11 protein-coding genes are annotated in these 14939 nt (G+C 44.9%); 9 read left to right on the top strand and 2 right to left on the bottom strand.

The genetic code is table 11. From position 1 onward, the window contains the following. Positions 1–2 precede the first annotated feature (2 nt). The gene (locus YWE_RS0111340) at positions 3–1301 is read left to right on the top strand and encodes an ROK family protein (protein ID WP_084167054.1); all 1299 of its coding nucleotides are present in this window, start codon (positions 3–5) and stop codon (positions 1299–1301) included. Between the two features lie 269 nt (positions 1302–1570). On the opposite strand, the gene YWE_RS0111335 is transcribed toward YWE_RS0111340, so the two are convergent. Beyond that, positions 1571–2260 (bottom strand): helix-turn-helix transcriptional regulator, encoded by a 690-nt coding sequence (locus YWE_RS0111335; protein ID WP_029094637.1) that lies wholly within the window; start codon positions 2258–2260, stop codon positions 1571–1573. Between the two features lie 607 nt (positions 2261–2867). Between YWE_RS0111335 and YWE_RS0111330 the strand changes: the two genes are divergently transcribed. From YWE_RS0111330 to YWE_RS0111305, 6 genes are all read left to right on the top strand, one after another. Then, positions 2868–3299: a DoxX family protein gene (locus tag YWE_RS0111330; RefSeq protein WP_029094636.1), complete on the top strand. Its 432-nt coding sequence runs from the start codon at positions 2868–2870 to the stop codon at positions 3297–3299. A gap of 571 nt (positions 3300–3870) precedes the next feature. After that, a complete protein-coding gene (hlyD, locus tag YWE_RS0111325) occupies positions 3871–4857 on the top strand; it encodes a secretion protein HlyD (RefSeq protein WP_029094635.1) in 987 nt (328 codons plus the stop codon). Between the two features lie 8 nt (positions 4858–4865). After that, positions 4866–6626 (top strand): ATP-binding cassette domain-containing protein, encoded by a 1761-nt coding sequence (locus YWE_RS0111320; protein WP_036015794.1) that lies wholly within the window; start codon positions 4866–4868, stop codon positions 6624–6626. Next, complete coding sequence (locus YWE_RS0111315; RefSeq protein WP_029094633.1) at positions 6619–7773, top strand: ABC transporter permease; 1155 nt, start codon at positions 6619–6621, stop codon at positions 7771–7773. The genes YWE_RS0111320 and YWE_RS0111315 overlap by 8 nt, the downstream gene beginning before the upstream one ends. An 11-nt stretch (positions 7774–7784) precedes the next feature. After that, positions 7785–8891: an ABC transporter permease gene (locus YWE_RS0111310; protein WP_029094632.1), complete on the top strand. Its 1107-nt coding sequence runs from the start codon at positions 7785–7787 to the stop codon at positions 8889–8891. Positions 8892–9169: 278 nt separating this feature from the next. Next, entirely contained in the window at positions 9170–9673 is a 504-nt protein-coding gene (locus YWE_RS0111305; protein ID WP_029094631.1) for a hypothetical protein, read from the top strand. Between the two features lie 105 nt (positions 9674–9778). Here YWE_RS0111305 and pgtP read toward each other — a convergent pair whose 3' ends face one another. Beyond that, positions 9779–11170 carry a phosphoglycerate transporter PgtP gene (gene pgtP / locus YWE_RS0111300; RefSeq protein ID WP_029094630.1) on the bottom strand — a complete coding sequence of 464 codons (1392 nt, stop codon included), beginning with the start codon at positions 11168–11170 and terminating at the stop codon, positions 9779–9781. Positions 11171–11741: 571 nt separating this feature from the next. On the opposite strand from pgtP, the gene YWE_RS0111295 reads away from it, so the two are divergent. Beyond that, positions 11742–12965, top strand: a complete 1224-nt coding sequence (locus YWE_RS0111295; RefSeq protein WP_036015792.1) for an ABC transporter substrate-binding protein — start codon at positions 11742–11744, stop codon at positions 12963–12965. Further along, positions 12962–14938, top strand: coding sequence for a two-component system sensor histidine kinase PgtB (gene pgtB / locus YWE_RS0111290; protein WP_029094628.1), 1977 nt, complete (start codon positions 12962–12964; stop codon positions 14936–14938). Before YWE_RS0111295 ends, pgtB begins: the two co-directional genes overlap by 4 nt. Position 14939: the final 1 nt, after the last annotated feature.

Here is a 14939-nt window from a genome sequence, read left to right as displayed (position 1 = left end):
TAATGGACACAATAAGAGGAATTACGCACAATGCTCACGCAATACAGTTAACGGAGTTTAGTGAAGTGTCACCCATCGGGCTAAATAATCATCGGATACGTCATTACAATAAAAGAATTTTACTGGAGATCCTGTATCGGGAAAAAATCGCCAGCAAATCTACTCTGGCCAAACTTTCACAGCTTTCTATTCCGGCAATCAGCAAAATACTGGATGAGCTTGAGCAAGAAAATAAAGTTTTACACCGGCAGGAGAACCTCCATTCCCGCGGGTTAAGCGGCGGTAGTTATCAGATTCGCCCACCCGATGGCTATATTCTGTGTCTGAATATCTCTCCATATATGATTGAAAGCGTATTAGTCGATGGCCTAATCACAGCCCAATCCCCTTTAAGGCTCACTGCAATTAAAGCCACAACGCCGGAAGCGTTACTTGAAGAGATAGAAAAGCTGTACCGGGAATATCACCATATGCACCGTCAGCTCCCGTTACGGCTAGCCCTATCGATTCATGGTCAGGTTAATCCGGTCACCGGCGTATCACAAAATATGCCACAGGCCCCGTGGGATACTCCGATTGAAATTAAATATCTGCTGGAAGAGCGGCTGAATACCGAATTGTTGATCGATAATGACTGCATCATGCTGGCGCTGGCTGAAAAATGGCAAAACGGTTCTAATCATCAGGATTTTTGCGTAATTAATGTAGATTATGGCATTGGCTCATCCTTTGTCATTAACCAGCAAATTTACCGCGGTAGCCTGTATGGCAGTGGTCAAATTGGTCATACCATTATTGACCCTGATGGCGCAGCCTGTGCCTGTGGTCGCTACGGATGTTTAGAGACAATTGCCTCTTTATCAGCCTTAAAGAAAAAGGCGCGCATGATATTAAAAAGCCACTCCAGAGGGCACCACCAGGATCGGGTATTAAGAACGCCGACTACCGATTGGTTAATCAAACATTACCATTTGGGAGATGAAGATCTTAGGCCATTAGTCAGCAATGCGGCAAAAGCCATTGGTCTTAGCCTATATAATTTTCTTAATATACTTAATATTAACCGGATATATTTTTACGGGCGTAGCTGTGGATTTGGTAATGAATGGTTAGATATTATTCAGGAACAAACTGGATTTAATCCATTTGATCAAACTGATGCAGTAAGAACCAATGCCACAAATATAATTTTCGGCCAACTGTCTCGCCAAAAACAGGTAATGGGTATTGCCTATTTATTTGTTGAACAGGCACTTAATGATATGAAAAGTATAAATAGCTTTAAAACTGAAATTCAATAACTCAAGTTATTGCCCAAGGTTATTATTAACATTGATACATAAAAGAATAGAATTATATTTATTTTGAGGAGAATTGGTCAAAAGCTGATTTACCTCATAAGCTTTACCGATTACATTCAGATACCATATCAGTTAGAAAAGCTAATTATTCATTATAAATCATGATGATAATTTAAATTAACTCTTCTTTTATATGAAAAAATTACATAGTAAAAGAATTAAGAATAGGTAGGGTTACAAAGCACCGCTTAGATATGAAATTTGCTACTTTAATCTAACAAATCTAACTCTATCGCTTTCTTTATTGCATGCTTGGCATTAGATACGTTTAGCTTATTGACTATATTTTTCATATGGAATTTTATTGTTCTTTCACGAATGCCTAATATTATCGCAGATTCAACATAGGTTTTACCTAAACTAACCCACTGTAATATTTCTATTTCACGGGAAGACAGAATGCATTGTTTATTAGCCAGTTGGTAATTTAGAATGGTTTTAATAATTTCATCATGGGTATAATTCAATAGCAATTGAATTTCTGCTTTATACTTTCTAATATTACAATGAAAATCTTGGTCTTCATCAATATTACAAAAACTCAATAAAGCCATATGATTATTGTTATCGTGAATAGTAAAAGTATAGCCATCAAAAAGGTTATGCTGTTGAGCAAACTTAAGCACCTCACCGCCTCCCCAAGGCTTGTCAGGGCTCGATATCTCACTCCATGCAAAAGGCAGAATAGTTTGCTTTGCCGACAAAAATACCGGATCTATCAAATAAAGCTCAGCGTCCATATAACCAGACACCCATTCGGTAGGATAATTAGATATCACTAACGGGGATGAATTGATGGATTTTTGTGATAAAAAGTAGGAATATCTTTTGATACCAAAGTCTTTCAGGCTTTGCTCAAGAGACTGTTTAATCCCCAAATCATATTTAAAAAATTCCATTCATACCTCTGCATTATGGCTCTGAATATAATTACGGCTATCAGTTACTCATCCTATAGCATAATCCTTAATGTGAAATGCGGATACTGTCATAATTACCAAGTTTTCAACTAATTTACTTTAAAACAGAAGTGAGCCTGTAGCATGGAGGTAATTCATACGTACAAAAAGCATTTAAACAACCGGACAGATCAATATCAGGTTAACTATTTCACAACGGACTATAAACTCCCTATTAGTTCATCAAAGAAACCCTGCATTTTCATTCAGTTATTTTGACTAACTAAATCAAATTTATAGACTGAATTATGTACAACTTTAGCTTATAAACTAATTTTATATCAAAAAATTAGAATTAAATTCCAAAAAGAAGCCATTATCGAGATTGACACAGCTTTAGCTTAAAACATTAATCTAAGTTCCTTATTTCGCAAAGAAAAATAAAATGTTCGTCGACTATTAAACTCAAAAAATTCACCTATAATTATACTTCCTCAACAGCAGATTATTAATTTGCTATTTTTATATTTTCACATACATTGAACTAATTTTTTCTGGTAATTAGATTTAATAGCCCATTATCAGATTATTAAACGGGATGACTGCCATGCTAGCTAACTTAAATCAACTATTCACCAGACTTACCGACCACCCTGATGGCGGTAAACTTCTGCTTAGAATCACATTTTCTGTATTAATGATTTTCCACGGCGTCGCTAAATTACAACACGGTACCGGCTGGATTGAAGGAATGCTGGTCAGTCAGGGCATTCCTGCCTTTGTCGCTTATGGCGTTTATATTGGTGAGATTGTTGCACCCGTACTGATCATATTAGGTATTTTCACCCGTCCGGCGGCCTTTATTGTGGCGATTAACTTATTGGTTGCAACCTTGATGGTCGGCACCGGCAAATTCTTTACCGTAACTAACGTGGGTGCCTGGGGACTGGAAGTTGAAGCTATGTACTTCCTGGCCGCCATTATTACCATGTTACTGGGCAGCGGTCGTTATTCTGTAGTCTCTCCGGCGTATAGATAAGTTCCCCCCAAAACTCAGAGGCCATCTGTTTTAGGTGGCCTTTTTGATTTCCTTGCAGCGTTCTCCCTCTCCCTTCTCGCAAGTTTTATCCCTGCGTCTATGCTGTAAAAGCTTAATTTTTGCAACACGTTTAACTATCCTGATCAAATAACAGTCCCTGAAGCGGTTGCTTCGTGTTAACTTTATTGGAATGAAAATCTGTCATATATAGCTAAAATAATTCAATTTTCAGAAAAACGGTAAAAAAGAAAATCGCCGGGATGATAAATCGGTCAGTCAAGTAAGTGATTCGGGCGAACAAGCGCAGCCAACAAAGATGCGGCTTGAAGTATGATGGACATATAGCCAAAAATAATTCGAGTTGCATTGCGGCGGCAAGGGAGTAACAAATCTGTCTGGAACAGATTTGAACGCTGCTTGCAGCGGCCTCGGAGAGGTGAGGCCCATGGATGGGCCGAATAGTCCCGGTGAGCTTACTCAAGTAAGTGATTCGGGCGAACAAGCGCAGCCAACAAAGATGCGACTTGAAGTATGATGGATATGGTTGCAATAGAGACAGGAGCCTTAGGTCATGAGTAAGAAAAAAATCCTCGTCATTATTTTAGCGTTGATATTACTGGCCGGTGCTGTTTACGGCTGGAATAGCTATACCAGCCGAAATAACCAGAACCTCACGCTCTACGGTAATGTTGATATCAGAACCGTTAACCTTAGTTTTAGGGTCAATGGTCGACTGGCCTCGCTGAACGTTGATGAAGGGGATATGGTTACTCCCGGCCAGCTTCTCGGGCAGTTAGATGATGCTCCTTTCCAAAACTCGGTATTGCAGGCAAAAGCCAATGTTGAAGGACTTCGGGCTAAGCTGGCCTTAGCTGAAGAAGGCTACCGGGCGGAAGAAATTGCTCAGGTTCGGGCAGCCGTCGAACAGAGCCAATCGGCCTCTGACTATGCCCAAAGTTTTTATCAGCGCCAGCTTGGGCTGTGGAAAACTCGCGCTATATCTGCCAATACGTTAGAAGATGCCAAAAACGCCCGGGATCAGGCCAAAGCTACGCTCCAGTCGGCGAAAGATAAGCTGTCTCAGTTTGAAAGTGGTTACCGTCCGCAAGAAATCGCGCAGGCCAGAGCCGCGTTGGCTGAGGCCGAAGCGGTGCTGAAACAGGCCGAGCTTAATCTGTCTGATACCCGGTTAATATCGCCATCAGCCGGTACTATTTTAACCCGGGCCGTTGAGCCCGGCAGCATGCTAAGCGCCAGTAATACCGTATTTAGCCTGTCACTGACTAATCCGGTCTGGATACGCGCCTATGTCAGCGAAATAAATTTATCTCGCGCAGTGCCCGGTACTGAACTCGAAATTTATACTGATGCCCGCCCAAGCCAGCCTTACCACGGCACTATTGGCTTTGTTTCACCTAATGCTGAATTTACACCTAAGAATGTAGAAACCCCGGAGTTACGCACCGACTTGGTTTACCGGTTGCGCATTATTGTCACCGATCCTGACGATCATCTACGGCAGGGAATGCCGGTCACCATTGCCTTCCCGTCTCATTAGGCCAAATGATGATAACGAAAACTTCTGCGACCTCCACCGGCCATACCATTGTGCTGGAAGGCGTTGAAAAATGCTTTAAAGGCATGGAACGCCCGGCGGTTGCCAGCCTGACAACCAGCATAGAAAGCGGCGCCGTTATGGGGCTGGTTGGTCCTGACGGCGCAGGAAAAACAACGCTTATCCGCATGCTGGCGGGTTTGCTCAAACAGGACTCAGGCACTCTCCGTGTAACAAACCTGGATCCGATTAAACAAGATCGTGAACTGCATGCCGTTTTAGGCTATATGCCACAAAAGTTCGGCCTGTATGAAGACCTGTCAGTGATGGAGAATCTTAACCTGTATGCTGATTTGCGCAGCGTTATCGGTGAAGAACGGCGGGCAACCTTCGAGAAATTACTCACCTTTACTGACTTAACCCGCTTTACCGATCGCTTAGCCGGAAAACTATCCGGCGGTATGAAACAAAAACTGGGGTTAGCCTGTACCTTGATAGGCCAGCCTAAAGTTCTGTTGCTGGATGAGCCCGGCGTTGGCGTTGACCCGATTTCCCGCCGAGAATTATGGAAAATGGTTCATGAACTGGCCGATGAGGGAATGCTGATTCTGTGGAGTACCTCGTATCTTGACGAAGCCGAGCAGTGCCGTCAGGTATTGTTAATGAATGAAGGCAAGTTGATCTTCAACGGCCCGCCGCAGGAATTAACTCAGAGAATGGCGGGCCGCAGTATTTTGCTCTCCGCCACTCAGGGGACAAATCGTAAGCTTTTACAGAAAGCCTTAACCTTTCCTCAAATCACCGACGGAGTCATTCAAGGAAAAGCCGTACGCCTGATTCTGCGTGAAGGTGAAGAGCACCAGCAACTGCCAGCGCTGCTCGACCAGCCGGGTGCTGAAGTGATTGAAGCCGAACCACGTTTTGAAGACGCCTTTATTGATCTGCTGGGCGGCAACCCGGCCAGCGAATCGGCGCTGGCTAAAATTATGCCGATAGCTGAAGGTCATCCGGATGATGTCGTGATTGAATCTCAGTCATTAACCAAAAAATTTGGCAGCTTTGCCGCAACGGATAACGTTAGCTTTCAGGTAAAGCGCGGAGAAATCTTCGGCCTGCTTGGCCCTAACGGGGCAGGAAAATCCACTACCTTTAAGATGATGTGCGGTCTGTTAGTACCCACTAGCGGTAAAGCATTAGTGTTGGGTATGGATCTGAAAACCAGCTCGGGAAAGGCCCGCCAGCATTTAGGCTATATGGCACAAAAGTTCTCGTTATATGGCAACCTGACGGTAGAACAAAACCTGAAGTTCTTCTCCGGTGCCTATGGTCTGCATGGCCAAAAGCAGCGCGATAAAATGAATGAAATGATAGAAGCCTTTAACTTCTCACCCATTCTAAAACAGGAACCTAATGCCCTCCCGCTGGGATTCAAACAGCGTTTAGCCCTTTCCTGCGCGCTGATGCATGAACCGGATATTCTGTTTCTGGACGAACCCACCTCAGGGGTAGACCCGATTACCCGCAGGGAGTTCTGGCTGCATATTAACGGGATGGTAGAGAAAGGGGTTACCGTGATGGTGACCACTCACTTTATGGATGAGGCCGAGTATTGTGACCGTATTGGCTTGGTTTACCGCGGTAAAATTATTGCATCAGGCTCCCCTGATGATTTAAAGCAGCAGGTAGCTACCGCGGATAATATCAATCCGACCATGGAACAGGCCTTTATTGATTTAGTTCAACGCTACGATAAGGGGACGGAAAATGACTGATAAATTGCCGTCAACGTTAAGTACCTACTTTTCCTTTCGTCGCCTGATTGCCCTGTGCCGTAAAGAGACTTACCAAATACTGCGCGACCCCAGCAGCGGATTAATTGCCTTCGTTATTCCACTTATGCTGCTGTTTATTTTTGGCTACGGTATCAATCTGGATTCCAGTAAGCTTAAAGTGGGTATTTTAATGGAACAGCAGACGCCGGAAGCCCGCCACTTAGTCGACGCATTTATCGGCTCGGCTTACATTGACCCAACGATCAGTACCGATAAGCGCATATTAATTCATAAGCTTCAGGCCGGAGAAATTCGCGGGCTGATCGTGATCCCGTCTGACTTTTCCCGCCGGCTGGCCCGCCCGCAGGATGATACACCGATCCAAGTTATCACCGACGGTAGTGAGCCCAATACCGCAAACTTCGTGCAGGGCTATGCCCGAGGAATCTGGCAGGTATGGCAATTAAATCAGGCTACCGATCTGGGTGAAAAACCACAGCAGCTGATCGAGGTTCAATTACGCTACTGGTTTAACCCTTCAGCTATTAGTCGTAATTTTATTATCCCCGGCGCTATCACCATTATTATGACGGTTATCGGAGCAATTCTGACTTCGCTGGTCATTGCTCGGGAATGGGAACGCGGGACGATGGAAGCCTTACTCTCAACTCAGGTTACCCGCACCGAACTGCTGCTGTCTAAGCTGATCCCCTATTATGTGCTGGGCATGATAGCAATGGCTTTATGTATTGTGGTGGCGGTATTTGTGATGGACGTGCCCTACCGGGGATCCCTGCTAATTTTGTTTGGGATGAGCAGCCTGTTTTTAGCCAGTACCTTGGGGATGGGACTACTGATTTCAACGCTGACCCGTAACCAATTTAATGCCGCAATGGTTGCCCTAAACGCCGGGTTCCTACCTGCGGTAATGTTATCTGGTTTTATCTTTGAGATAGACAGCATGCCGGAAGTGGTCCGTGCCGTGACCTACATTATTCCGGCCCGTTACTTTGTCAGTACCCTGCAAACGCTGTTTCTGGCCGGCAATATTGGCCCAATCCTGTTAACTAACCTGCTGTTTTTAATTGCATCAGCCATTTTCTTTATCGGGCTTACTGCGTTAAAAACCAAGCGGCGACTGGATTAGGGGCTATCAATATGTTACATCGCTTACTCAGCCTGATCGTTAAAGAGCTCCAGTCATTGCTAAGAGATCCCCAGACCAGAGCGATATTGATCCTGCCGGTGCTGCTTCAGGTTATCCTGTTTCCGTTTGCCGCCACGCTGGAAGTCACCAATGCCACTATTGCCATTTATAGTGAAGACAGTGGTAAATCATCAATAGAACTTACCCAGCGTTTTGCCAAGGCCAGCGCCTTTACCAAAGTCATTTTACTCCATGGTTCACAGGAGATTGAGCCAACGATCAACCAACAAAAAGCCCTGCTTCTGGTCCGTTTTCCGTCAGACTTCTCCCGCCGTATTGAGAGTGGTCATACGGCTCAGCTGCAAATCATTCTTGACGGGCGGCGCTCTAACAGCGCCCAGATAGCGGCTAACTATATTCAGCAGATTGTCGCGAATTACCAGTTAGAGCTGACTGACGGAATGCCAAGGCAGAATAACAGCGAGCTGGTGATCCGTAACTGGTACAACCCTAATCTCGACTATAAGTGGTTTGTTATTCCTTCGCTGATAGCCATGATTGTGACGATTGGCGTATTGATTGTGACCTCACTGTCCGTCGCCCGCGAACGGGAACAAGGCACCATGGAACAGCTATTGGTGTCGCCGCTCACCACTTGGCAAATATTTATTGGTAAAGCCGTACCGGCAATGATTGTCGCGATATTTCAAGGATCGATTGTCTTACTGATCGGTATGCTGGCTTATCAGATCCCGTTCGCCGGTTCTCTACCGTTGTTTTACGGCACCATGCTTATTTACAGCTTGTCTTTGGTCGGATTTGGTCTGTTGATCTCATCGCTGTGTGCCACGCAGCAGCAGGCATTTATTGGCGTTTTCGTCTTTATGATGCCGGCCATTCTGCTCTCCGGCTATGTTTCTCCGGTAGAAAATATGCCCGTCTGGCTACAAAATGTGACCTGGATTAATCCGATTCGCCACTTTACAGATATCACTAAACAGATTTACCTCAAAGACGCCGACTTCGCCATTATCTGGGGGAGTTTATGGCCGCTGCTGGTGATTACCGTTACCACCGGTAGCCTGGCGTATTGGATATTTAGACGAAGGATTTCGTAAGATTAATGCTGTAGACCCACATTGAGGGTACCAGGGCGTGAATAAATTGAGGAAAGTTTTACTGGATTACTTAATGGCGCCACCAGCGACAAGACCGATCACTCTGTCTAAATACTCGCTTCCAAGTCGACCAGCGTATAGGCAATCGTAGTGTCAGTGTCATTACAAAATTTCATCAAATATTAACGACTCACCTCGAACAGATTGCGATCCTCGTCTCTTTAATGCCAAAATGCGTCTATAACGTACAAATAATCACTAATGGACTCGCTATTTACATGGAACAGAAAAGTAAAATCACTATCGGCACCATTGCTATTGCTTTAGTCGCCATCATTTCTTTTGGCAAAATGGGATATAAAGCCTGGCAGTCGCATCAAGAAGAGGTTCAGGCAGAAAATGGATCTAATTTGCATGCCTATATGCTGCAGTTGATGCGCGAACGCTATAACAGAATTGACCTCTTTATTGCTGAAATGAATACCGAGTTACCTGTAGACGATATGGAAGGGAATTTCGTTTATACAGACTTCAGCCGAAAAGATAACGAAATGATAATCAGAATCACGGCAAAGCCAGATACCGGGCAAGATATTATCGTTCAGGATATAAAAAACGCCCCTCGTGATAACTGTGCCGACGATCAATATGCCTTTTTACTGTACGACGACTTCTCTGTTAGAACAATTTATACCAATAGCGCAGGTAAAGAAGTAGGAAACGTAGTGGTTAATAAGCTGGATTGCCCCGCGCCTGAGACTGAGGTTGAGCAGAAAAATTAATCGGTTTCATCCACAATATTAGTCCTTAGATCGGCCTGATTCACAGACCCAAAAGCAAACGGCCTCTATTAAAGAGGCCGTTTAACTTCAAATGATATTCAATTTTTACGCTACTGCTGGCTCCGCGTTTAACGCATCGTGAGCATCTTTCTCTTTTGCTCTTTCACGCTCTAATTCCAGCGCGCCACGGTGGGTTAAGATACAGAAGATAATACAGCACACCACGCCACCGAGCAGCAGATAGAAGCCACCGTCCCAACCAACCCGGTCGACCATAATACCGAACATACTGGTCCCTAAAGATGCCCCTAAGATATAGCTCAGGAATCCGCGCAGACCAACCGCAGAACCGACCGCAAAGCTAGGCACAATTTCCATAGTTTGAACTGAAGCTAAGAACTGAGGCACATAGATCAGGCAGCCAACGCAGGCAGCAAATACCGTAACCACCAGCAGAGAATCACTTTTCCAGTAGCCAAGCAGACAGAAGAAAATCAGCACCATACTGACAATCGCCAGCGGCATACGACGACCACGGAACAGTTTGTCACTCAGCCAACCGGCTAGCAGGGTTGATGGAATCGCAGCCCATTCGAAGAACAGGAAGGCCACGCTCATCTCTGTTTTAGTAAAGTGTTTAACCGTCAGCAGGTAGATTGGCAACCAACTGATAATGCCGAAACGCACCATATAGACAAATACGTCAACGAAAGAGACATACCAGGCATTTTTGTTTTTCAGTACATAGGTAGTGAAAATCTGGAATGCTGACATATTCTCCGGCGCTTTATCCCCCTTGAGCTTAGCAACGGGCACTTCATCCGGCACAATTTCATTCAACGGTGGTAAGCCTTCACTCACCGGAGAGCCTTTACCTACTTTTAATACCACCAGTGCAAAGAATACGGCAATACCGGCAGGAACGATGTAGCTGGCAATTTTCCAGTGTTCAGTACCGACTAAAGCAAACGCAATCCCGATAATCGGCGCGACAATACCACCGCCAACGTTGTGAGATACGTTCCAGATAGCGCCGGCGACGCCGCGTTGTTTACGCGGGAACCAGTTGGCAATAGTAATAAACGAAGGCCCGACCCCCATTCCCTGAAAGAATCCGTTCAAAATAACCAGAACCAGAAACATCCAGAAGGCAAAGCTAAAACCTAAACCAATATTAACAATGGCACACAGGATCAAGCCAAAGGCCATGTAAACTTTCGGGCTAGCCTTATCAGCCAACGTACTCATGATGCCTTTGCTGATACCATAAGCAATCAACATACAGCTACTAAGCAAACCAATTTGGGTCGCAGACAGCTGTAACTCATGCATCAGATATGGCGTTGAAAGTGCGAAGTTATTTCTAACAATATAATAGGAGAGATAGCCAATAAATACGCTAAACAACGCCTGAACGCGATAACGATTATAGGTACTTTGTATTTGGTCATCCGGCACTTTATGTGTGGCAACCTTAGGTCTTAAAATTGAGAGCATAGCATTACCTTTAGCTGTAATTTTTAACTCATTTTTATATCGATATAAATAACCCAATACCATTAAGGTTATTTGATGAAAATAATTCAGATTTTAATAATATGTATATTCAACTGAGTAATTAATAGGTTTGATTTTATTAACGTTTGATAAGAAGGCCTAACCCCTTCATTCACAAAGTGCCACAGCCGTGCTGAGTATATTTAATTAATAAAGTAATCATGTTTCCTATGATGCATCAGCCCGGAGATAATGACGCTTGGCACCAAAACATTCAATATAGCTATAATGTGTCAAAACTAACCCATAATATAAAACCCATGAGTCAAATATTATCCATTATTATTTTTAGCTCGCCATTTTTCGTATTCTTAGGTTAAAATGAGTTAAATAAAACCGAATAATAAATAACGTCGATAAATTTTATTTCATTGTTATTTGAGCTGACTCACAAAATTAATCTGTGTTTTTAAATTTTGGGCGACTAATAGAGTTGTTATCCTTATATATTTCAACACTTCCAGTGAGTAACAACGGTTGAAAACGTCATCAGTCAACACAGGAAGCCACCATGGCCCGCGGGTATCTGCTACTCTTACTTTTTTTCTCTAACCTGTCTCTGGCCAGCGAGTTAGTGATTGCCACAACGCTATCACCGGAGGCTACGGCTCATATTATCGAACAGTGGCAGCAGCAGCCCCAGGCCATTAATATTCGCACCCTCAACCGTACCAGCTCATCACTAGAGCGCCTGTTGAATAATCCGTTAGGAGAAAATATTGATCTGGTACTGAGCTCATCCCCGATGTTGCTACAACGACTGCAGGACAGCCAAAAACTGTCTTATTTTGAGAATAAAGTAGAGAACAGTCGCTGCTTAGTGCCTGAATCAATTCGCGCCACTACCGTTGCCGTCGCCATTTCAGGCTATGGTATTCTGGTGAATAATACCCGACTGCAAGAAAAGGGATTACCGCCGCCCAAAACATGGGAAGATTTGGGTGACGCACGCTATCAGGGAATGATTCTGATGAGCAGCCCTTCACGCTCAGATACTACTCACCTGATGATTGAGAGCCTGTTAGAACAACGCGGATGGCAACAGGGTTGGAGCAGCCTTTTACAGCTCAGCGGTAATCTGGCGACTATCTCCTCCCGCAGCTTTGGCGTCGCCAATAAAATCAATACCGGTCTGGGTGGTGCAGGCCCCATTATTGATAACTATGCCAACGTGCTACTAAACAATCCGCATTTGGGCTTCAACTATTTTCCCACATCCCGTGCTGCGCCGATGTTTATTGCGATTACTCAGGGCAGCCTGCATCAGAGAGAGGCCGGCAGGTTTATTGACTTCTTACTTAGCCCCGCCGGACAAAGGGCGCTGAGCGACTCAGATTCAGGGAAGTATCCGGTGTATCCTTTATCCCCGGATAATCCGATGTACCATCAGCAATCCCTATTGTTGGAACACCCGTCGTTAGATTACCCATTAACCATTCAGCGCCAAAAACTGGTGCAATTGTTATTCGATACGGCAATTACCTTTCGCCTGACTCAGCTGCAGGACGCATGGAAAGCGCTGTATCATGCGGAACAGCGGCTTAAACGGCCACTGCCGGAAATCCGCGCGCTGCTCACCGCGGTACCGATTACAGCGCAACAGGCATCTGATCCGGTCTATCTCAACCAGCTAGAGCAGCAGCCCGATTTTCGCGAGTCACAATTAATGGCCTGGCAGCAGTTCTTTCAGCAACAGCAACGGCTGGTGATTAAACAGTTGGAAATATTAAAATGAGTCGACTATTTCACCGGCTAACCATCAGTGCCAGCCTGCGACTGGCCTTTGTTTTCAGCGCCATTCTGACGCTATTTGTCAGCATTGTTAGCCTATATTCGTGGAACGTGCAGAGTACTCAGGTTCGCTATGCATTAGATGATTACTTCCCCAAAATTCAGTCTTCATTCCAGTTTGAAGAGAATCTGACCTCATTGGTCAATGAATTTAACGACTTGCAGCAGTCGACTAACACCAGCAGCCGCCTGCAGTTACGGGATCAAATTAAACAGCGGCTGGAGAAAATTCAAAGCATCAGCCCGCATTTAGATCAAGAGCGCCAGATAACCCTCAGCCAGCAGGTAAATAATAGCTACCAGTTACTTAATAATCTGGACACTGCGCTCTATAACAGCTACTTAAGCAAAGAGAAATTAAATGAAATTGCATCGAGAATTAACTGGTTACACGATGACTTCAGCAATGAGTTGAGCTCTCTGTCACAGGACTTAAGCTGGCAGCAATCGTCGCTATTAGAACAACTTAGCCAAACCAGTGATGTTAATAAGAGTCAGACATTACAACTCTCTTTACGCAACGTACAAAATGAGTTGCAGTTGGTCTTTGCCCTGTCCCATACCGAGGCCCAAATTGTCGATGCCTTACGTGAAATGCTAAAGGCCGATAGTGAAGAACAGAGCAATCTGGCCAGCCACATTGGTTACCTAAATTATCTTAAACAATTAACTGATGAGAGCACTCAGGCTCTGGCAAAACACACCAGTACCGTCACCCTGCGCCAAACGGTCTATTCACTGTTGGAATTGGGTATCTCCAAAAACTATTTGCCGGGCGCTATTGCTGAGAATAATCGGGCTCAGGAGTCACTGCAGGCCACCATCGGGGATAAGGAACAGGTTCTCACCCAGCTACGTGCTCAGTTAGAAAAACAGCTCGGCAGCAGCCATCTGCAGCTTCAAACCTTTAACCACCGGCTGGAAAGTATTATGCAAATCAGCGGCACGCTGATTGTCGGAGCGATGCTAATGGCGCTGCTGTTTGTGGTTTTGCTCAACTATCTGTATATCCGCCCAAGAATGATTAACCGCTTTCAAGCGCTGAATGATGCCGTAGCCCGCTTAAGTAACGGCGAGTTAGAGACTGAAATTCCGGTTACCGGTAGTGATGAATTAGGCCGAATAGCCAACCTTTTGCGCCAAACGATCGTCCAGATCAATCAGCAGAAGTATCAGCTTGAGCAAGAAATTGGTGAGCGTATCGGCATCGAAAAACACCTGCGTACCACACAAAATGAACTGATTCAGACCGCCAAGCTGGCGGTTGTCGGCCAGACCATGACCACGCTGGCCCATGAAGTAAACCAGCCGCTTAATGCCCTGTCGATGTATCTGTTCAGCGTCGGGCGGGCCGTTGAACAAAAGGATGATGCCGCCGTTCAGCACTATTTAATCACCATGCGCACCCTGATTGAACGCATGGATAATATTATTAAGCGGTTACGTTATTTTGCCCGGCGCAGCGACGGCGAGCAGTTACTGGGTTCTATCGACCTTTTACAAGTCATCGAGTCATCTTGGGAGCTGTTAGCCTTACGTCATCGACCACTTAAAGCAGAGTTAATTTATCCGCAGCCTATCAGCCCGGTATACGGAGACGATGTGCGGGTCCAGCAGGTATTAGTCAATATATTTACTAATGCGCTGGAGGCCGCTAACGGTCAGCCTCCGCGCATTATTATTGAGCAGCAAGAACAACAAGAATCGCTCATATTATCTATTTCAGATAATGGCAAAGGATGGTCTCTGCCACTCGCCGACCGGCTGTTAACGCCATTTACTACCGATAAATCCGTTGGATTAGGTATTGGCCTGTCGATCAGCCAGTCAATTATGGAGCAGTGTTCAGGCAGCCTGACTATCGCCTCAACGTTAGACCGCCATGCCATCGTCATTTTGCAATTCAGGAAACCCTAAT

The sequence above is a fragment of the Budvicia aquatica DSM 5075 = ATCC 35567 genome (genome assembly GCF_000427805.1).
GTDB lineage: Bacteria > Pseudomonadota > Gammaproteobacteria > Enterobacterales > Enterobacteriaceae > Budvicia > Budvicia aquatica.
Note: the sequence above shows the minus strand (reverse complement) of the source record. Positions and strands in the feature narration are given on the sequence as shown.

Coding starts and splice junctions, on each gene's coding strand:
- YWE_RS0111340 (WP_084167054.1), top strand. CDS start 3: ATGGACACAATAAGAGGAATTACGCACAATGCTCACGCAATACAGTTA.
- YWE_RS0111335 (WP_029094637.1), bottom strand. CDS start 2,260: ATGGAATTTTTTAAATATGATTTGGGGATTAAACAGTCTCTTGAGCAA.
- YWE_RS0111330 (WP_029094636.1), top strand. CDS start 2,868: ATGCTAGCTAACTTAAATCAACTATTCACCAGACTTACCGACCACCCT.
- hlyD (WP_029094635.1), top strand. CDS start 3,871: ATGAGTAAGAAAAAAATCCTCGTCATTATTTTAGCGTTGATATTACTG.
- YWE_RS0111320 (WP_036015794.1), top strand. CDS start 4,866: ATGATAACGAAAACTTCTGCGACCTCCACCGGCCATACCATTGTGCTG.
- YWE_RS0111315 (WP_029094633.1), top strand. CDS start 6,619: ATGACTGATAAATTGCCGTCAACGTTAAGTACCTACTTTTCCTTTCGT.
- YWE_RS0111310 (WP_029094632.1), top strand. CDS start 7,785: ATGTTACATCGCTTACTCAGCCTGATCGTTAAAGAGCTCCAGTCATTG.
- YWE_RS0111305 (WP_029094631.1), top strand. CDS start 9,170: ATGGAACAGAAAAGTAAAATCACTATCGGCACCATTGCTATTGCTTTA.
- pgtP (WP_029094630.1), bottom strand. CDS start 11,170: ATGCTCTCAATTTTAAGACCTAAGGTTGCCACACATAAAGTGCCGGAT.
- YWE_RS0111295 (WP_036015792.1), top strand. CDS start 11,742: ATGGCCCGCGGGTATCTGCTACTCTTACTTTTTTTCTCTAACCTGTCT.
- pgtB (WP_029094628.1), top strand. CDS start 12,962: ATGAGTCGACTATTTCACCGGCTAACCATCAGTGCCAGCCTGCGACTG.